16 protein-coding genes are annotated in these 17,918 nt (G+C 67.4%); all 16 read left to right on the forward strand.

Annotated elements, in window-relative coordinates; all coding sequences use genetic code 11:
• The first annotated feature begins 2 nt into the window (after positions 1-2).
• The 16 genes from ACWFRF_RS19360 (at position 3) to ACWFRF_RS19435 (ending at position 17,796) form a co-directional block, all read left to right on the forward strand.
• Positions 3-842 carry an MlaE family ABC transporter permease gene (locus tag ACWFRF_RS19360; RefSeq protein ID WP_379314699.1) on the forward strand — a complete coding sequence of 280 codons (840 nt, stop codon included), beginning with the start codon at positions 3-5 and terminating at the stop codon, positions 840-842.
• Entirely contained in the window at positions 842-1,696 is an 855-nt protein-coding gene (locus ACWFRF_RS19365; protein ID WP_452451325.1) for an ABC transporter permease, read from the forward strand. The genes ACWFRF_RS19360 and ACWFRF_RS19365 overlap by 1 nt, the downstream gene beginning before the upstream one ends.
• Positions 1,697-1,700: 4 nt before the next feature.
• Positions 1,701-2,945 carry an MCE family protein gene (locus ACWFRF_RS19370; protein WP_452451327.1) on the forward strand — a complete coding sequence of 415 codons (1,245 nt, stop codon included), beginning with the start codon at positions 1,701-1,703 and terminating at the stop codon, positions 2,943-2,945.
• A gap of 2 nt (positions 2,946-2,947) precedes the next feature.
• The gene (locus tag ACWFRF_RS19375; RefSeq protein ID WP_452451329.1) at positions 2,948-3,979 is read left to right on the forward strand and encodes an MCE family protein; all 1,032 of its coding nucleotides are present in this window, start codon (positions 2,948-2,950) and stop codon (positions 3,977-3,979) included.
• Between the two features lie 5 nt (positions 3,980-3,984).
• Entirely contained in the window at positions 3,985-5,040 is a 1,056-nt protein-coding gene (locus ACWFRF_RS19380; RefSeq protein WP_452451331.1) for an MCE family protein, read from the forward strand.
• Positions 5,037-6,140 carry an MCE family protein gene (locus ACWFRF_RS19385; RefSeq protein ID WP_452451332.1) on the forward strand — a complete coding sequence of 368 codons (1,104 nt, stop codon included), beginning with the start codon at positions 5,037-5,039 and terminating at the stop codon, positions 6,138-6,140. The genes ACWFRF_RS19380 and ACWFRF_RS19385 overlap by 4 nt, the downstream gene beginning before the upstream one ends.
• Positions 6,137-7,237 (forward strand): MlaD family protein, encoded by a 1,101-nt coding sequence (locus tag ACWFRF_RS19390; RefSeq protein ID WP_452451334.1) that lies wholly within the window; start codon positions 6,137-6,139, stop codon positions 7,235-7,237. Before ACWFRF_RS19385 ends, ACWFRF_RS19390 begins: the two co-directional genes overlap by 4 nt.
• Positions 7,234-8,505, forward strand: coding sequence for an MlaD family protein (locus ACWFRF_RS19395; RefSeq protein WP_452451336.1), 1,272 nt, complete (start codon positions 7,234-7,236; stop codon positions 8,503-8,505). Before ACWFRF_RS19390 ends, ACWFRF_RS19395 begins: the two co-directional genes overlap by 4 nt.
• Positions 8,506-8,523: 18 nt before the next feature.
• A complete protein-coding gene (locus ACWFRF_RS19400) occupies positions 8,524-9,525 on the forward strand; it encodes a LacI family DNA-binding transcriptional regulator (protein WP_452451338.1) in 1,002 nt (333 codons plus the stop codon).
• A 136-nt stretch (positions 9,526-9,661) separates the two neighbouring features.
• Positions 9,662-11,119 (forward strand): aldehyde dehydrogenase family protein, encoded by a 1,458-nt coding sequence (locus tag ACWFRF_RS19405; protein WP_452451340.1) that lies wholly within the window; start codon positions 9,662-9,664, stop codon positions 11,117-11,119.
• Between the two features lie 65 nt (positions 11,120-11,184).
• Positions 11,185-12,378 (forward strand): amidohydrolase family protein, encoded by a 1,194-nt coding sequence (locus ACWFRF_RS19410; protein WP_449961913.1) that lies wholly within the window; start codon positions 11,185-11,187, stop codon positions 12,376-12,378.
• Complete coding sequence (locus ACWFRF_RS19415) at positions 12,375-13,802, forward strand: FadD3 family acyl-CoA ligase (protein WP_452451342.1); 1,428 nt, start codon at positions 12,375-12,377, stop codon at positions 13,800-13,802. Before ACWFRF_RS19410 ends, ACWFRF_RS19415 begins: the two co-directional genes overlap by 4 nt.
• A 30-nt stretch (positions 13,803-13,832) precedes the next feature.
• Positions 13,833-15,089, forward strand: coding sequence for an amidohydrolase family protein (locus ACWFRF_RS19420; protein ID WP_449961907.1), 1,257 nt, complete (start codon positions 13,833-13,835; stop codon positions 15,087-15,089).
• Between the two features lie 27 nt (positions 15,090-15,116).
• Positions 15,117-15,419 (forward strand): hypothetical protein, encoded by a 303-nt coding sequence (locus ACWFRF_RS19425; protein ID WP_378990195.1) that lies wholly within the window; start codon positions 15,117-15,119, stop codon positions 15,417-15,419.
• Complete coding sequence (locus ACWFRF_RS19430; RefSeq protein WP_452451344.1) at positions 15,419-16,552, forward strand: acyl-CoA dehydrogenase family protein; 1,134 nt, start codon at positions 15,419-15,421, stop codon at positions 16,550-16,552. Before ACWFRF_RS19425 ends, ACWFRF_RS19430 begins: the two co-directional genes overlap by 1 nt.
• On the forward strand, positions 16,549-17,796 hold the full coding sequence (locus ACWFRF_RS19435) for an acyl-CoA dehydrogenase family protein (RefSeq protein WP_452451346.1): 1,248 nt from the start codon (positions 16,549-16,551) through the stop codon (positions 17,794-17,796). The genes ACWFRF_RS19430 and ACWFRF_RS19435 overlap by 4 nt, the downstream gene beginning before the upstream one ends.
• Positions 17,797-17,918: the final 122 nt, after the last annotated feature.

The following is a 17,918-nucleotide window of genomic DNA, read 5'->3' on the forward strand; positions in this document are numbered from 1 at the left end:
CAGTGGAACCCAGCGCATCAGCGGTCACCGAGATCAAAGATTGGTCGAAGCAATACAGCCGGCGACACCCGGTCGCCTCGCTACAGACCGTCGGACGGCAGGTCGAACTCGGCCGGGACGCCTTTCGGTACCTGGTCACCGACATCGCGGGGCGGCGCTTTCCCTTCGACGAATTCGTCGGGCAGGCGATGTTCATGGTGAAGACCTCGCTGCTGCCGACGGTGGCGGTGGCCGTGCCGATCAGCGCGACCCTGTCCATCCAATTCGGTTTGCTGGCAGGACAGGTCGGGGCGACCGCACTGGCGGGCGCCGCGAGTGGCCTGGCCGTGATCCGCCAGTCGGCGCCGCTGGTCACCGCGATTCTGCTGGCGGCGGCGGTGGGTTCGGCGCTGTGCGCCGATCTCGGGTCACGCAAGATCCGCGAGGAGATCGACGCCATGGAGGTGATGGGGGTCTCGGTGCTGCGCAGGCTCGTGGTGCCGCGGCTGGCCGCCGGGATCCTGATCGCGATGGCGCTCACCGCGGTGAGCTGTTTCGTCGGGTTTCTCGCCGGCTACCTGTTCAATGTCTATGTCCAGGACGGGACTCCGGGCAGCTACATGGCGACCTTCTCCTCCTTCGCGACCTCGGGTGATCTGTACCTGGCGATGGTCAAGGCCGCGGTGTTCGGCGTGATCGTCGTCGTCATCGCGTGCGAGAAGGGCCTCAACACCCGGGGTGGTCCGGGTGGGGTGGCGAATTCGGTCAATGCCGCCGTGGTGGCCTCCATCGTCGTGCTGATGGTGGTCAACCTCGGATTCACCCAGATCTACACGATGTTGTTCCCGAGGACGACACTCTGATGGCCAGCGTGTATCGCCCGCCCGGCGCGCGGGCCGTGCTCGCCGTGGTGGCGGGGCCGTGGCGCGGCGTCATCCGGTTCGGGCACATGTTCACGTTCTTCGTGCGCGCGGTGATCTCGATACCGGTGGCGCTGCGCCATTACAGCCGCGAATCGCTGCGCATCCTGTCCGATGTGACCTGGGGCAACGGCTCGCTCATCGTCGGTGGCGGAACGGCGGGGGTGATGATCATCCTGGGCGCCGCCGCCGGCGGCATCGTGGGCATCGAGGGCTTCAATGCCTTGAAACTGCTCGGCATGGAGCCCGCGACCGGCATGATCGCCGCGACCGCGGCCACGCGCGAACTCGCCCCGATCATGGCCTCGATCGCCTTCGCCGCGCAGGCGGGGTGCCGGTTCACCGCGCAGCTGGGCGCGATGCGGATCGCCGAGGAGATCGATGCCCTCGACGCGATCGCGATCCGGCCGGTGCCCTTCCTGGTCTCGACGCGGCTGATCGCCTCGATCGTGGCGGTGATCCCCCTGTTCCTGGCCGCGCTGGCCGCGGACTACCTCGCCGTCGAACTGTTCGTCGGGCTCGTCGGCGGACAGTCCTTCGGCACCTACGCCCACTACTTCGACCTGGTGCTCAGCGGCACCGACGTCGTGTTCTCGCTGCTGAAGGCGATCGTGTTCGTCACCATCACCACCACGATCCAGTGCTACTTCGGCTACTACGCGCGCGGCGGACCGCAGGGAGTCGGCGTCGCGGCCGGGCGGGCGATGCGCGCCAGCATCACGGTGATGATCTCGGTGAATCTTTTGATGACGTTGGCGCTGTGGGGTTTCGACGCCGGCTCCAGGATCAGTGGGTAACGCGATGTCGATAGTGTTCGAGTCCGATGACCGGCACCTGAGTAACACCAAGTTGTTCGTGCGCGGGATCGCCGCGCTGACCGTGGTCGCCGCTACCGTCGCGGCGATGGTCGCCCGATCCGAAGGCGCGTTCGCGCAGACGATCGAGGTCACCGCGATGCTGGTCGACGTGGGCGACGGGTTGCCGAAACGATCCGACGTCAAATATCGCGGCATCCTGGTCGGCAGCGTGCAGGAGGTGGTCGCCGCGGACCGCGCCCACCCCAACCGGGTGCGCATCGAGCTGACGCCCGAGCACGCGGCCACCATCCCGGCGACGGTGACAGCACGGGTCGTCCCGAGCAACGTGTTCGCGGTGCCCTCGGTCCAGCTCATCGACAACGGGCCGGGCCCCGCCCTGCGCGCCGGAGCGTCGATACCGGAGGACCACAGCCGCGCCAGTGTGCAGTTGCAGACCTCGCTCACCGCGTTGAGCCGAATCGTCGACGCGGTGGGACGCCCCGACGCCGATCCCACCGTCGGGATCCTGGAAACCGTCGAACGCGCGACCCGCGGCCGCGGCGCGGACGCGCTGGCAGCGGGCACCCAGCTCGCGCGCATCGTGCGGGCCTACGACGCCGAACTCTCGGGCTCCGACGACACCGCGTTGCTCACCGGGCTCTCCGACGCGGTACTCGGACTCCAGGAATCGGCTCCCGATCTGCTCGCCGCGCTCCACAGCGCGGTCACTCCGCTGCTCAGCGTCGCCGAGCAGCGAATCCGCCTGTCCGAGTTGCTCACCGGCGGTATCGCGACCACCACGACAGTCGGCACCGCGCTGAACAACCGGACCGACACTGTCATCGACCTCAACTCCAGACTGGGCCCGGTGCTGCAGCTACTCGCCGCGGGCAGCGCCAATTTCGTGCAGATGACGACCTCACAGACCCGGATCGCGCAGGTGTTCGCGCGCGACTTCTGGCAACCCGCGACCCAGAGCGGCACCGCCAAGGTGATCGTCGAGCTCACCCCGCACAAGCAGTACACCCGGACCGACTGCCCACGGTACGGCGAACTGGCCGGTGCGAGCTGCGCGAACGGGCCCGCCGCGGGCCCGGCGGTCATCGGCGCCGCCGACCAGCCGGTGAACACGCTCACCCAGCGCGACATTGTGGCCGAAAGCCTCGGTCTACCAAGGGAAGCCGCGAGCCTGGCCGAATTGCTCGGCCTGACAGTGCCCGCCCAACCACCCACCGGAGAACCACGGTGAAAATGACACGCGACCTCGCCGGACTGACCGCTTTCCTGCTCGTCGCCGCCCTGCTGATCTGGATGGTCCGCGTGACCCTGCAACGTGATGTCACCGGTGACACGCACGCCTATTCCGCGGTGTTCAGCGATGTCTCGGGACTGCGCGTCGGCGACGACGTCCGGGTCGCCGGAGTACAGGTCGGCCGGGTGGACTCCATCCGCATCCATGGTCCCGACGCCGAGGTCGGCTTCCGGATTCAGCGAGATCAGCCCGTCTACGCCAACACCATCGCCTCGGTCACCTATCAGAATCTGATCGGACAGCGCTATCTCGGGTTGAGCAGGGCCGAATCCGGCGACCCAACGGCGCTGGCGCCCGGCGCGCGGATCCCCCTCGAGCGCACCGAACCGAGTTTCGATCTGTCGGGGCTGCTCAACGGATTCCAGCCGTTGTTCAGCGCCCTCGACCCGGCGGACGTCGACAATCTGACCTCCGCGCTGATCCGCGCCCTGCAGGGCGACGACGGCGCGGTCGCCGCCCTGATCACCGAGACCGCGACCCTGGTCCAGTCCTTCGCCGGGCCCGACCAGATCCTGGGCACCCTGATCGACAACCTGTCGGCGGTGATGACCACGCTGGCTGGGCAGAGCGCCGGACTACAGACGACGTTCACCCAGACCCGCAAGATCTTCGACGCGCTCGAATCCCGCCGCGACACGCTGCTGGACCAGACCGCGCGGATCTCCACCGTCGTGGCCGACGCCGCCGGGGTGGTCGACGGCGCGAGTCCGTCGCTGGCGGAGTTCATGAACCGCGAACCCGGCTTCGCGCGGCACTTCGTCGACGGCAACCAACGTTTCGCCTTCCTCGGCTTCAATATTCCGTTGCTGTTCCAGGCCATGATCCGGGCCACCGACGCGGGCGCTTTCGTCAACGCCTATGTGTGCGATATCAGTTTCAGCATCATCCCCGGCATCGATCCGGTGATCGCGCAGATTCTGGGCGGCGCCTCCCCGACCGGTCGGCCCCAGCACTCCGCGATCTGTAGGTAGGACCCATGAAGACACCACTGCTCGCCCGCGTCTCGACGCGCCGAGGTTCCGGCGCGATCGCCACCGACAAGTCGCTGCGAACCGGCCTCATCGCCGTGCTCTCGGTGGTGCTGGCGCTGCTCGTGCTGGTCGTGGTCAATTCGCTGAACCTCGGCACCCGCACGGTGCGGGCCGATTTCGCGCAAGCCGCGGGAATCGCCGCCGGTGACCCGGTGACCTGGGCGGGCATTCCCGTCGGCACGGTGACCGGCACCCGGCTCGCCGGCGACCACGTCGAGGTGAGCTTGTCGGTCGACGACGAGGTCGCCCTCGGCGCCGATGCCGCGGCCGCGATCAAGCTCACCACGCTGCTCGGTTCGCGCTATGTCGAACTGCGCTCGTCGGGCAGCGGGCAATTGCGCGACAATCGAATTCCTTTGTCGCAGACCACCGTTCCCTACGACCTCGAGACCGCGCTGCAGGACGCGACCACGACCTTCGACCAACTCGACGCCGACAAGATCGCCGAGTCGATGACCTCGCTGTCGCGCGGACTCGACGGCATGCCGTCGCTGGTGCCGGGCATCCTGCGCGATATCCGGTCCCTGTCGACCACCATCGCGACCCGACGCGACCAAATCGGCACGCTGCTCACCAGTACCGACCAGGTCAGCACCGTGATCCGTTCCCAGCAGGCCGAACTCGCCTCGGTGGTCGGTCAGGGCGGCACGGTGCTGCGCCAGATCATCGCCCGTCAGGACGCGCTACGTCGACTACTGGACGCGATCACCACGCTGGTCGCGCGGCTGGAGCCGATCGTGGTCGATGACCACGCCGAGGTCGAACAATTGCTGACCGACCTGCGTGACATGACCGCGATGATGGCGGGCCACGACGACCTGCTGCGCAACATCCTGCAGATCCTCCCGGTCCCCTGGCGCATGTTCGCCAACGCCACCGGTACCGGTGCCGAACTCAATGCCAGCGCCCCCGACGGCGCCTTCGTCAACTCGTGGATGTGCGCGTTGAGTGCCGTCGCCGTCGAGAACGGCCGCGCCCCCTATCACCAGGACTGTCGATGAAAGCCCTGATCTCCACCCTGAAACTCGCCGCGATCACGGCGACCGCCGCCTGCCTGACCAGTTGCTCGGTCGGTTCCCAGGCCGATACCACTGTCATCACCGCCGAATTCGCCAATGCCAACGGCCTCTACGAGGGCAACCCGGTCTCGGTGCTCGGCATGAAGGTCGGGCGGATCGTCCGGATCGAGGCCCGCGGCACCGAGGTCGTCGTCGAGATGCGAATCGACAGCGCGATTCAGCTACCCGCGGACGTGCAGGCAGTCACGATCTCGGATTCGCTGCTCACCGACCGTCACGTGGAACTCACCCCGGTCTATCGTGGCGGGCCCACCCTGCCCTCGGGAGCGGTGCTCGGTACCGCCCGCACGAAGTCGCCGGTCGAGTTCGATGCCTTGCTGTCGATGGCACAGAAGTTGTCAACCTCGCTGGGCGGTGACGGCAAGGGCGCGGGACCGGTCGCCGACCTGATCGATCTGGGGTCCGCCGCGACCACGGGCAACGGCGACGAGATGCGGGCGGCCCTGGGCGAGCTCTCCCGGGCGTTGCGACAGGGCCAGGACAACGGTGCCGCCACCCGCGACGCGATCACCACCGTCGTCACCAACCTCGACGAGCTCACCGCGGCAGCCGCGCGCAATGACGGGACGCTGCGCGAATTCGGCGGCGCCGTCGCACAACTCACCGATTTCCTGGCCGAACAACAGCTGGGTTCCGGCGAGACCGGCGCCGCGCTGAACCGGATCATCGGCCAGGTCACCGAACTGCTGCGACGCCACCAGGGCACCATTGCCGGTCTCGCCACCAACGCGAACACGGTGACCGGTTCCCTGGCCGCCTACGACTACAACCTCGCCCAGTTCCTCGATGTGTTCCCGATGGTCGTCGACAACGCCTACAACTCCGTCGACCCGAATGTCCGCGCGCTGCGCGCCGTGGTGGACATCAACCGACTGCTGCTCGACGGTCAGATGGTCAAGGAGATCTGCAACCTGCTCCAACTGCAGAACCAGGGCTGCGCGACCGGAACCATGCGCGATATGGGACCGGATTTCGGTATCACCGCCATCCTGGCGGGCATCGCGGGAAAGAGCGGCCGATGACACCTCGCACCCGGATCGCGCCGCGACTCGCGGTCGCCGTCGCACTCGCCCTGTCCACCAGCGGATGTGCCGTGGGACTGGACCAGTTGCCGCTGCCCGCACCGGGGCTCGGCGGCGACACCTACACCCTCACCGCGACCTTCTCCAACGCGCTCAATCTGCCCATGAAGGCGAAAGTGACGCTCAACGGCGCCGATATCGGTCAGGTCGAGTCCATGTCGGCCCGCGACTACACCGCCCTGGTGACCCTGCGCATCACCTCGTCGGTCCGGTTGCCCGTCGGCACCTCGGCGCAGCTGCGGTCGGCCACCCCGATGGGCGACGTCTTCGTGGCGATGAAGCCGCCGCCGGTCGTCGAGCCCGGCGGCGCGGTACTCGACGACGGTGCCGCGATCACGCTCGAGTCGACTTCGGCGGCCTCGACGATCGAGGAAATGCTCACTCGCGCATCGCTTCTGGTCAACGGTGGCACCATCCAGTACCTCACCACCGTCGTCGCCGCGCTCAGCGAGCACGTCGGTGGCCGCGGTGACCGGCTCGCCGCACTGCTCGACGAGACCCGAACACTGTTGCACGGCCTCTCCGATCGCACCGACCAGATCAACGGTGTCCTGCACGGCGCGGCCGATCTCAGCGCGACGGTGGCAGCCCAGCAGTCCACCCTCGCCGACACCGTGGCCGCGGCCGGACCGGCCGTCGAGGTCCTCGCCGAGAACACCGATTCCCTGGTCACCCTGGTCGATCGCGTCCATACGATCGCCACCCAGCTCGCGCGGTTCCCCAGTGTCGCGGGCACCAACACCACGAGCATGGCCGCCAACATCAACCGGTTGGCCGCCGGGCTCAACGCCGCGGCCCTCAATCCGGAGGCCGACCTCGACTCGGTGAACGAGATGATCAAGATCGTGCTCAAGATGATCAGTGGTCCCAACGGGCACGTCGCGGTCGATGTCGCCCAGCTCGCGATTCCCGACCCGGCGAATCCGGGCGGTGTCGGCGGCCGGGCCCCTGACATCACCGACTGGACCGCCTTCGTCGGCTCGCTCCAGCACATGATCGATCGGCTGGGCGTCCGGCTGGCAGGAGCACCACGATGACCACGACACCCCGGCCGAGCCGGATGGAAACACCGGCCCGCGCGCTAGTCGGGGTCGTCCGGGCCGCGCACCGGCATCGGTCCGTGGTCTCGCTGGTCGGACTGCTCGCCATCCTCACCGGTGCCTGTTCGCACCTGGTCCTGTCCACCTTCGGCGTCGATCCGCTCGATCACCCGTATCGGGTACGCGTCGAACTCACCCAGTCCGGCGGGCTGCTGCCGGGGCAGGAAGTGACCCTGCGTGGCGTGCGGGTCGGGCGCGTGGACTCGGTGCGGGTGGTCGACCAGAAGGTGATCGCGGTCGCCGCCATCGACGAGGATGTGCGGATCTCGGTGTCGGGGCAGGTGCGGGCGGCGGCCCTGTCCGCGGCGGGCGAGCAGTATCTCGACTTCCTGCCCGCGAGCAACGACGGCCCGTATCTGACCGACGGAGCGCTGGTCACCGCCGATCGCACCGCCACCCCCGTGCCGATGGCGGACATGCTGCAAAGCCTCAGCGGCACCCTCGCCCAGATCGATCCCGACCGGCTTGCGACCATCTCGCGGGAACTGGGTGTCGGTCCGGCCGGGCCCGACAAACTGGCCGACATCATCGACGGTGGCACGTTCCTCATCTCCACGCTCGACACGGTGCTGCCCAACACCGTGAACCTGTTGCGCAACAGCCGAGTCGTGCTGGCGACCCTGCACGACGGGCGCACCGTCCTGCGGGACACCTCGGCGAACCTCGCCGCGGTGACGGGCGGCATGGCGTCGATGACCGGCGGCTACGAACAACTGCTGGCGCAGACACCACCGCTGCTGACCGAACTCGACACCATCCTCGCGCAGAACTCACCGACGATGGTGCAGTTGCTGGGCAATCTCGTCACCGTCTCGCGGGTCGCCTACTCCCGGATTCCCGCCCTCGAGGAGTTCTTCTTTCCCCGCCAGCGCGCCGGATCCGCCCTCGACGCGGTGTCCTCGGCGTTCCACGACGGCGGTGTCTGGGCACTGGCCAGCATCTACCCCCGCTACGCCTGCGACTACAACCTGCCGCGGCGGGCCGGCTCGGTCCCCGACTACGCGCAGCCCTACCTGCACGCGGACTGCACCGATCCGGATCCCACCCTCATGCCGCGCGGCGCTCGCAATGCTCCGCGTCCGGCCGATGACCCCGTTCCCCCGCCACCCCCCGTCGACCCCTTGCAGACCGCCGAGCAGGCCCCGGTGGGGCCGCTGACCGTTCCCACGCCGTACGGCGGCCCCTACACACCGGGTCCCCGGTGACGGTGCCATCATGAGTGCATGGCCGCTCCCGATCCTGACGCGACGAGTGTCGGCAAAAGTGCGCGGCCCACCCACGCCGACGTCGCCCGGCTGGCGAACGTGTCGACCGCGACCGTCAGCTACGTCCTGAACAACTCCGCGGGCAAACGAATCTCCGCACGTACCAGGGAGGCGGTCTACCGCGCCGCCGGACAACTCGGCTATCGCCCCAATGTCGCCGCCCGAAATCTCGCGCGCGGCGAGAGCGGGGTGGTGCTGTCGATCCTGCCGCGAGTCGCGGTGGGCGACATGCCGATTCAGGCAGGCAGCCTGATGGCCGCCGCGCTCGCGCAGTACGGTTTGCTCCAGGTGCAGATCTTCGAGACCGAGGACTACGAACGCATCATCGACGCGATCGACAATCTCGATCCGATCGCGGTGGTGAGCCTGTTCCCGTTGAGCAGCGACGCGCGAGGCAAGGTGCGCGCCGCGAAGGTTCCCCTGATCGAGATCGGGCTGCTGCCCGCGCTCGGCGATCCCCTGCTCACCGTCGGGGCGATGCGCGTCGGCCACCTGGTCTCGCGTGGACATCGCAGGATCGCGTTCGGACGCACCGATATCGCCAAATGGCGTGCCCTCGGCGACTATTGGCTCCAGGGAATCGTCGACGCCGCGCGTGCGCACGATCTGCCGCCGATCACCGTGGACGAGGTGACCGCGAGCGGTGCGGCCGAGCTGGTCACCAGGTGGGTGCGCGACGGGGTGACCGCGGTCTGCGCGCAGAGCGACGAGATCGCGGGTCTGGTGTTGCACGGTCTGCGGGAGGCGGGTCTGCGCTGCCCGCACGACCTCGCCGTGATCGGCATCGACGCCAATCCCATGGGGGCGCTGTGTGATCCGCCGCTGACGACGGTGGAGTACATCCCCGCCGCGGTGGCCGATGCCGCGATCGCCGCTGTCCTCACCGAACTGGGATATCCGGCACCGCCCGCGCCACAGCCGACCGATGTCGCCCGCCTCATCGTGCGGGCTTCCACCTAGCTTCCCCGTTCCTCACCGGAGCCGATTTGGGGTCTGGACACCTCGATGGTTATGCGCCTAACCTTGCGACGACGGTGCATTCCGCGTACCGAATCCGTTGCGCTCGAGTCACCGCTGACATGCGAGGAGTTACGCCATGACCGTGCAGACTGTGCTGGACGAGATCCGCAACCGACCGGGCACCGGAGACGCGATCCCCGTCGTCGATCCCGTCACCGAGGAACAGCTCACCGAATTCACCGACGGCGGCTCCGAAGCTGTCGACGAGGCCGTCGCACGGGCGAAAGCGGCGTCGAAATCCGGCATCTGGAAGAACCTGGCGGGCAGCGAGAAAGCCAAGATCCTCTGGCGCGTCGCGGATCTGATCGACGAGAACACCGAACTGCTGGCCGACCTCGAATCGGCCAACGCCGGAATCCCACAGAACCAGGCCGCGCTCACCGTCGGCATCGGCTCGGAATGGTTCCGCTACTACGCCGGTTGGTGCACGAAGATCGACGGCATCGCCCACGACGTGAACGCCGGCGGGCTCACCGGCGTGGAATCGCGGCAGCACGGCTACACCCTCAAGGAGCCCTACGATGTCGTGGGGCTGATCTTCCCGTGGAACGGGCCGGTCTTCAACTACTGCGCCAAGGTCGCCCCCTCCCTCGCGGCCGGATGCAGCAGCGTGGTGAAACCCGCCGAGGAGACTCCGCTTTCGGCGCTGGTACTCGACCGGCTCCTGGCCCAGGCCGGCGTACCGGAGGGCGTGGTCAATCTGGTCAACGGCTACGGACACACCACCGGCGCGGCGATCACCGCACACCCTGACGTGGACAAGGTCGCCTTCACCGGCTCCACCGAGGTCGGCAGGGCGATCGTGGCGGCCTCGGCGGCGAGCAACCTCAACAAGATCACCCTCGAACTCGGCGGCAAATCGCCGGTGCTGATCTTCGACGACGCCGATCTCGATATGGCGATCATGATGGCCGGCTTCGGCGCCTTCGTGCATTCGGGTCAGGCGTGTGTGTGCGGTTCGCGCGTCTTCGTGCAACGCGGCTCCTACGACAAGGTCGTGGCGGGCATCGCGAACCTGGCCGACAACATGAAGATGGGTGGGCCCAGGGAAGAGGGCACCATGGCCGGCCCGCTGATCAGCGCCAAGCAGCTCACCCGGGTGCTGGGGTATGTCGATCAGGGCAAATCCGAGGGCATCGAGTTCGTGGCCGGCGGTCAGCGTCTCGATCGAACCGGGTACTTCGTGCACCCCACCGTGGCCACCAATGTCGACCCCGCCACCAGCCGCCTCTACCGCGAGGAGATCTTCGGCCCGATCGTCACGGTCCTGCCCTTCGACACCGAAGAGGAGGTCGTCGCGATGGCCAATGACAGCTCCTACGGTCTGGCCGCCACCGTCTGGACCAAGGACATCGGCCGTGGCCACCGACTGGCCAAACAACTGCAGGCCGGAACCATCTCGCTGAACTGCCAGATGGTCTTCGACCACTCCATGCCCTTCGGTGGATACAAGCAGTCGGGCTGGGGCTACGAGTCCGGCAAGGCGGGCCTGGAGGCCTACCTGCAGACCAAGGCCGTCTGGACGCAAATGTAGCGACTGAATATTGCCATGCGCATCTTGTGAGAATATGATTCTCACTAACCAACAAGGAGGCTCTCATGACGCAGCTGGATCTGCCGTATCAGTTGTTCGACGCGGACAATCACCTCTACGAAACCAAGGAGGCGCTGACCAAGTTCCTCCCTGCCGAGTACGAGGGGACCATCAAGTACGTCGAGGTCAACGGGCGCACCAAGATCGCGGTCCTCGGCCAGATCAGCGAATACATTCCCAACCCCACCTTCGAGGTCGTCGCCCGTCCCGGCGCCATGGAGGACTACTTCAAGAACGGCAACCCGGAGGGTAAGAGCCGCCGGGAGATCTTCGGCAAGTCGATGAAGTCGATCCCGGCGTTCCGCGAGCCGGGCGCGCGCCTGGAGCTCATGAACGAGCTGCAGCTCAACCGCTCGCTGATGTTCCCCACGCTGGCCAGCCTCGTCGAGGAACGGATGCGCCACCATCCCGACCTGATCCACGCGGTGATCCATTCGCTGAACCGGTGGCTGCTCGAAACCTGGGGCGAAGACGGCAATTTCGTCTACAAGGACCGCATCTTCACCGTTCCCGTGGTGAGCTTGCCGATCGTCGAGAAGGCGATCGAGGAGCTCGACTGGTGCGTCGAGCACGGCGCCAAGGCGATTCTGGTGCGCCCGGCCCCGGTCCCCGGTCTGCGCGGGCTTCGCTCGTTCGCGCTGCCGGAGTTCGACCCGTTCTGGAAGCGGGTGGTCGAGCACGACATCCTCGTCACCATGCACTCCTCCGACAGCGGCTACTCGCGGCACAACGCCGAGTGGGAGGGCTCCAGCCTGGAGATGCTGCCGTTCCAGACCAACACCTTCCGGATGACCACCGAATGGCGTCCGATCCAGGACGCGGTGGCCTCGTGGGTGTGCCACGGCGCGCTGTTCCGCTTCCCCGAACTCAAGGTCGCGGTCATCGAGAACGGCGCGTCGTGGCTGGCGCCGCTGCTGGAGAACCTCGCCGACGTCGCCAAGAAGGCGCCGGAGGGCTTCGGCCATCAGGATCCGGTCGAGGCGGTCAAGCGCAGCATCTTCGTCAGCCCGTTCTGGGAGGAGGACCTCGGCGGGATCGCCGACCTGCTCGGGGTGGACAACGTCCTGTTCGGTTCGGACTACCCGCACCCGGAGGGCCTGGCCGAACCGGCACGCTACATCCACGAGATCAAGGATCTGAGCCTGGAGCATCAGGCCAAGATCATGGGCGGCAATCTCGCGAGGCTGCTGAAGGTATGACCTGGCAGACCATCCCGCAGATGGTCCTGAGCGCCGCCGATCGCTTCGGCACTGCCGAAGCGATCGTCGACGGGCCACAGCGGTTGAGCTTCATCGATCTCGCCCACCGGGTGCGCAAGGCCGCGGGCGCTTTCGCGGCGGCGGGCATCGAGCGCGGCGATCGGGCGGCGATCTGGGCGCCCAACTCGGCCGAGTGGATCATCGCCGCGTTCGGTCTGGTCACCGCGGGCGGCGTGCTGGTCCCGATCAACACCCGGTTCAAGGCCGAGGAAGCCGCCGACGTCGTGCGGCGCAGCGGCGCCAAGCTGCTGTTGGTGCAACAGGGCTTCCTCGGGACGGACTACACCGGCCCGCAGGGCGTGCCGGTGATCGACCTGAAATCGGATTTCCTCGCCGACGGCGAGCCTTTCGAACGGGCGGTCAACGGCACCGACATCGCCGACATCATCTATACCTCGGGCACCACCGGTCGCCCCAAGGGCGTGATGATGAATCACCGACAGACCCTGCGGCTGTACGCGGAATGGTGCGATCTGGCCGATCTGCGCGAGGGCGACCGCTACCTGATGGTCAACCCGTTCTTCCACACCTTCGGCTACAAGGCGGGGTTGATCAGCTCGCTCATCCGCGGCGCCACGATGCTGCCGGTACCGGTGTTCGACGTCGAACAGGTGCTCGAGCTCGTCGAACGGGAACGGGTGACGATGCTGCCCGGCCCACCCACCCTGTATCACGCCCTGCTCGACGCGCCCGCGACCCGGGATCTGTCGTCGCTGCGGGCCGCGGTCACCGGGGCCGCCGACATCCCGGTCGAACTGATCCGGCGGGTCAAGACCGAACTGCCGTTCCAGTCGATCATGACCGGCTACGGGCTCACCGAAGCCGGAACCGCGACAGCGTCGCGGCCCGGCGATACCTTCGAGCAGGTCGCGACCACCGTCGGAACCCCGTGTGAGGGTGTGGAAGTGCGCATCGCCGAGGACGACGAGGTGCTGGTGCGCGGTTACTCCGTCATGCAGGGCTACTTCGACGATCCGGACGCGACGACGGCGGTCATCGACGCCGACGGATGGCTGCACACTGGCGATCTCGGCAGCCTCGACCTGGACGGTCGCCTGCGGATCAACGGTCGCAAGAAGGACATGTACATCGTCGGCGGCTTCAATGCCTATCCGGCCGAGGTCGAGGCGTTTCTGCTCGAGCACCCCGCCGTGGCCCAGGTCGCTGTCGTCGGTGTGCCCGATGAACGACTCGGGCAGGTCGGCCGCGCCTTCGTGGTTGCGAAGGGCCCGGTATCGGAGGCGGAACTGGTGTCGTGGGCCCGCGACCGAATGGCCGGCTACAAGGCTCCCCGATCCGTGCGGTTCCTCGACGAGCTACCGCTCAACGCCACCGGCAAGGTCATGAAAGACCAACTGCGTTAACCGAATTCGCCTGACTTCGAGGAATCCTCCATGAACTTCTCTGACATGATCCTGGTCAGCATCGACGACCATGTGGTCGAGCCGGCCGATATGTTCGCCCGGCACACGCCCAGCAAGCACGCCGAGTACATCCCGAAACTGATCACCAACGACCAGGGCGTCGATCAGTGGGTCTATCGGGGTAAACCGGTGGGCGTCACCGGTTTGAACGCGGTAGTGGGGTGGCCGAAGGAAGAGTGGGACAAGAATCCGGCCCGCTACGCCGAGATGCGACCGGGGGTCTACGACATCCACAGCCGGGTGGCGGACATGAATGCCAACGGCATCCTGTCCTCGATGTGCTTTCCGACCTTCGCCGGATTCAGCGCCGGGCATCTGAGCCAGTTCAAGGACGAGATCACCATCGCGGTGATCTCGGCCTACAACAACTGGCACATCGACGAGTGGTGCGCCGCCTACCCCGGCCGGTTCATCCCGAACGCGATTCTGCCGCTGTGGGATCCCGCGTTGGCCGTCGCCGAGATCAACCGGGTCGCGGCCAAGGGGTTCCGTGGCGTGACGATGCCGGAACTGCCGCACATCGACGGGCTGCCCTCCTACCACGACGGCGAGTACTGGGGTCCGGTGTGGGCGGCGCTCGCCGATACCGGACTCGTGATGAACCTGCACATCGGGCAGGGTTTCGGGGCGCTTCGCCTGGCGCCGAACGCGCCGATCGACAATCTCATGTGCCTGGCGCCGACGGTGTCGCAGATCGCCATCCAGGACCTGCTGTGGGGACCGGCGCTGCGCACCTATCCCGGCCTCAAGGTCGCCCTGTCCGAGGGTGGGATCGGGTGGATTCCGTTCTACCTCGACCGCTCCGACCGCCACTACACCAATCAGAAGTGGCTGCGCCGCGACTTCGGCGGCCGGATGCCGAGCGACGTGTTCCGCGAGCACGTGATGGCCTGCTATGTCACCGACCGCAACTCGCTCAAGATGCGACACGAGATCGGGATCGACATCATCGCGTGGGAATGCGACTACCCGCACTCGGACTCGCTGTTCCCCGATGCGCCGGAATTCGTGCTGGAAGAACTCAACAGCGCCGGCGCCGACGACAGCGACATCCATCAGATCACCTGGCGCAACGCCTGCCGATTCCTCAACTGGGATCCCTTCACCCACATCCCCCGCGAACAGGCGACGGTCGCGGCGTTGCGGAACAACGCCCTCGATGTCGACCTGACCATTCGGCCGCGTGCGGAATGGGCCGAACGCTATGCCGCCCAGCACATCAGCTGAGCACTCGAACAACCGAAGGGCATTGCCATGCATTTGATCGTTTTCTCCAGTCCCCGCGCGGGCATGGACGAGGAATACAACACCTGGTACACCGAGGTGCACATTCCCGACATGCTGTCGATCCCCGGCGTCGAGTCGTGCACCCGATTCCGTGCCCAACCGGTCGGCGGGCAGGCCCCGGAATTCACCTATCAGGCCGACTACCTCATCGACGGCGATGCCGGTGCGGTACTGAAGGAGATCAAGGTTCGCTCCGCCGACGGGCGTTTCACGCTCAGCCCGGCCATCGACCCGGCAGCCATGAAAGTGACTGTCTGGGAATCACTCTGATGGACTTCGAGCTCTCCGACGACCAGCGGCTGTTCCGCTCGACCACGCGCGAATTCCTCGCCAAGTCCGTTCCGCTCGACGTCGTGCGCGGCCTCGCCGCCTCCGGCGTCGGGTTCGACCGCGCATGGTGGCGCCAGGGCGCCGAACTCGGCTGGACCGCACCGCTGGTCCCGGAGCGGCTCGGCGGCGGATCGGTCTCGGCGGTGCCGATGGCCGATCTCGCCCTGGTCGCGACGGAGTTCGGGCGGGCCTGCGCGCCCGGCCCGCTCATCACCACCAGTGCCGTGCTGACCTCGCTGGTCAGGGAGCAGAACCGCTTCGCGGACCTGCTCGCCGCGGTGCTCAGTGGCGAAACCATCGCCGCCTGGGCCCATTACGAGCCCGGACACGGGTTGGGGCCTGCGGCGGTGGATACCGTCGCGGTGCCAGAGGGCACCGGTTTCCGGATCTCCGGCGTCAAGGATCGGGTGGAGTGCGGCGATCAAGCGGACGTGCTGCTGGTTTCCGCGCGCGGTCCCCAGGGGCCGGTCCAGGTGCTGATCGCCGCGGACGCACCGGGCGTCACCGTCACCCCGACCTGGACTCTCGACCTCGTTCGCCGCACCGCGAAAGTCTCCTTGGTCGATGTCGTGGTCGGCGAGGACGCCGTCGTTCAGCGCTATCCCGGCGAGACCGCCGCCGCGCTGGAGACCCAGGTGCAGGTCGCCGCGGCGCTCACCGCCGCGGAGTCGACCGGCGCGGCCGAGCACGCCTTCGAACTCACCGTGCGGTGGATGTTCGACCGCTACACCTTCGGCCGGCAGCTGGCGTCCTATCAGGCGCTCAAACATCGTGCGGCCGAACACAAGACCTCGCTCGAGGCCTGCCGTGCCACCGCCTGGGCCGCGGCCAACGCGTTCCACGGCGACCCGACCAGAACCGCCGAGGCGGTCAGCGTCGCGAAGTCCTATATCGGGGCCGTCGTCCCCGGCCTGCTCCAGGACTGCGTGCAGATCCACGGCGGCATCGGGGTGACGTGGGAACACGATATGCATCTGTATCTGCGGCGGGTCACCCTCGGGCGCGCGCTGTACGGGACGCCGGAGGAACATCGCCGTCGCCTCACCGATCTCCTGGACAGGAAGGTCGCATGACCGAACCGAGCACCGCCGAGCTGGAGCCCGTCGACGAATTCCGCCTCCGCGCCCGACGTTGGCTGTCGGACAACCTCGAGCCCGCACCGCCCAATCAGCACGGGGAAACCAGCAAGTCCGAGGAATCCTGGCAGCGCGCCAAACAGCTGCAACGCATCCTCTACGACGGCGGCTTCGCCGGCATCTGCTTTCCGAAGGAGTACGGCGGGCTGGGCCTGACACCCGAGCACCAGCGCGTGTTCAGCGAGGAGTCGCGCGCCTACGAGATGCCGCTGGCGCTCAACATCCCGACCCTGACCGTCTGCGCGCCGACAATTCTGGACAAGGGCACCGAGGAACAGAAGCGCACCCACCTCTCGGCGGTGCTGCGCGGTGAGGAATTGCTCGTGCAGTTCCTGTCCGAACCGCGCGGTGGTTCGGACCTGGCCGGGCTCACCACCCGCGCCGAGCGCCGCGGCGATTCCTGGGTGCTCAACGGCGCCAAGATCTGGAGCTCGGGCGCGTACGCCGCCGACTACGGGCTGTGCCTGGCCCGCACCGATTGGTCGGTGCCCAAACATGCCGGGCTCACCATGTTCCTGGTTCCGGTGCGCGCGCCCGGTGTCACCATCCAGCGCATCACCCAGGTCGACGGGTCTCGGGAGTTCTGCCAGGAGTTCTTCGACGATGTCGTGCTGCCCGCGGAGGCGGTGCTCGGCGAGGTCGACGGCGGCTGGGAAACCACGAACCGGCAGTTGTTCCATGAGCGCAGCGCCGTCGGGGGCGCGTCGCCCTACTCCAGCGGCATCCAGACCCACAGTGGGCGCGACATCTCCGGCCTCATCGAATCAGCCAGGCGGACCGGGCAATTGGATGACCCGCGGGTCAGGGAGGATCTCGGTGAGGCGCGGGCGCTGAACATGGTGCACGATCAGCTGATCGGCCACATCACCCGCGGTATCGCGGCGGGTGAGTTCGTGCCCGCGGCCGGATCGATGGTCCGGCTGTTCAGCGCCCGGAATTCGTGGCTGCAAGCGGACATGGCGGTTCGGATCGCCGGCGCCGCCGCCGCTACCGGCTTCGACGCCGACGATGCCGCGAGCGGCCAAGCCGGACAGGATTACCTGATGCGCCAGGCGTGGAGCCTGGCGGGCGGCAGCACCGAGATGGCCCGCAACCAGATCAGCGAGCGGGTCCTCGGGATGCCCCGCGAAGCCGCCGCCGATCGAGGATTGCCGTTCGATCAGGTCGACCACGGCCGCTGATCGAATCGGCGCGCACTCAACGGAAGACGAGCGGCCCGCCTCGGTGGCACCTACCCGAGGCGGGCCGCTCGCTGTCGCGATGGCTCGGAGCGGATGGCGTCCGCGACACTGCCGGGCCTGTC

This window comes from Nocardia sp. NPDC055165, assembly GCF_053606985.1.

What these genes read in the sequence shown, in the direction of transcription:
- ACWFRF_RS19365 (WP_452451325.1), top strand. Translation starts at nt 842, where the DNA reads ATGGCCAGCGTGTATCGCCCGCCCGGCGCGCGGGCCGTGCTCGCCGTG.
- ACWFRF_RS19370 (WP_452451327.1), top strand. Translation starts at nt 1,701, where the DNA reads ATGTCGATAGTGTTCGAGTCCGATGACCGGCACCTGAGTAACACCAAG.
- ACWFRF_RS19375 (WP_452451329.1), top strand. Translation starts at nt 2,948, where the DNA reads ATGACACGCGACCTCGCCGGACTGACCGCTTTCCTGCTCGTCGCCGCC.
- ACWFRF_RS19380 (WP_452451331.1), top strand. Translation starts at nt 3,985, where the DNA reads ATGAAGACACCACTGCTCGCCCGCGTCTCGACGCGCCGAGGTTCCGGC.
- ACWFRF_RS19385 (WP_452451332.1), top strand. Translation starts at nt 5,037, where the DNA reads ATGAAAGCCCTGATCTCCACCCTGAAACTCGCCGCGATCACGGCGACC.
- ACWFRF_RS19390 (WP_452451334.1), top strand. Translation starts at nt 6,137, where the DNA reads ATGACACCTCGCACCCGGATCGCGCCGCGACTCGCGGTCGCCGTCGCA.
- ACWFRF_RS19395 (WP_452451336.1), top strand. Translation starts at nt 7,234, where the DNA reads ATGACCACGACACCCCGGCCGAGCCGGATGGAAACACCGGCCCGCGCG.
- ACWFRF_RS19400 (WP_452451338.1), top strand. Translation starts at nt 8,524, where the DNA reads ATGGCCGCTCCCGATCCTGACGCGACGAGTGTCGGCAAAAGTGCGCGG.
- ACWFRF_RS19405 (WP_452451340.1), top strand. Translation starts at nt 9,662, where the DNA reads ATGACCGTGCAGACTGTGCTGGACGAGATCCGCAACCGACCGGGCACC.
- ACWFRF_RS19410 (WP_449961913.1), top strand. Translation starts at nt 11,185, where the DNA reads ATGACGCAGCTGGATCTGCCGTATCAGTTGTTCGACGCGGACAATCAC.
- ACWFRF_RS19415 (WP_452451342.1), top strand. Translation starts at nt 12,375, where the DNA reads ATGACCTGGCAGACCATCCCGCAGATGGTCCTGAGCGCCGCCGATCGC.
- ACWFRF_RS19420 (WP_449961907.1), top strand. Translation starts at nt 13,833, where the DNA reads ATGAACTTCTCTGACATGATCCTGGTCAGCATCGACGACCATGTGGTC.
- ACWFRF_RS19425 (WP_378990195.1), top strand. Translation starts at nt 15,117, where the DNA reads ATGCATTTGATCGTTTTCTCCAGTCCCCGCGCGGGCATGGACGAGGAA.
- ACWFRF_RS19430 (WP_452451344.1), top strand. Translation starts at nt 15,419, where the DNA reads ATGGACTTCGAGCTCTCCGACGACCAGCGGCTGTTCCGCTCGACCACG.
- ACWFRF_RS19435 (WP_452451346.1), top strand. Translation starts at nt 16,549, where the DNA reads ATGACCGAACCGAGCACCGCCGAGCTGGAGCCCGTCGACGAATTCCGC.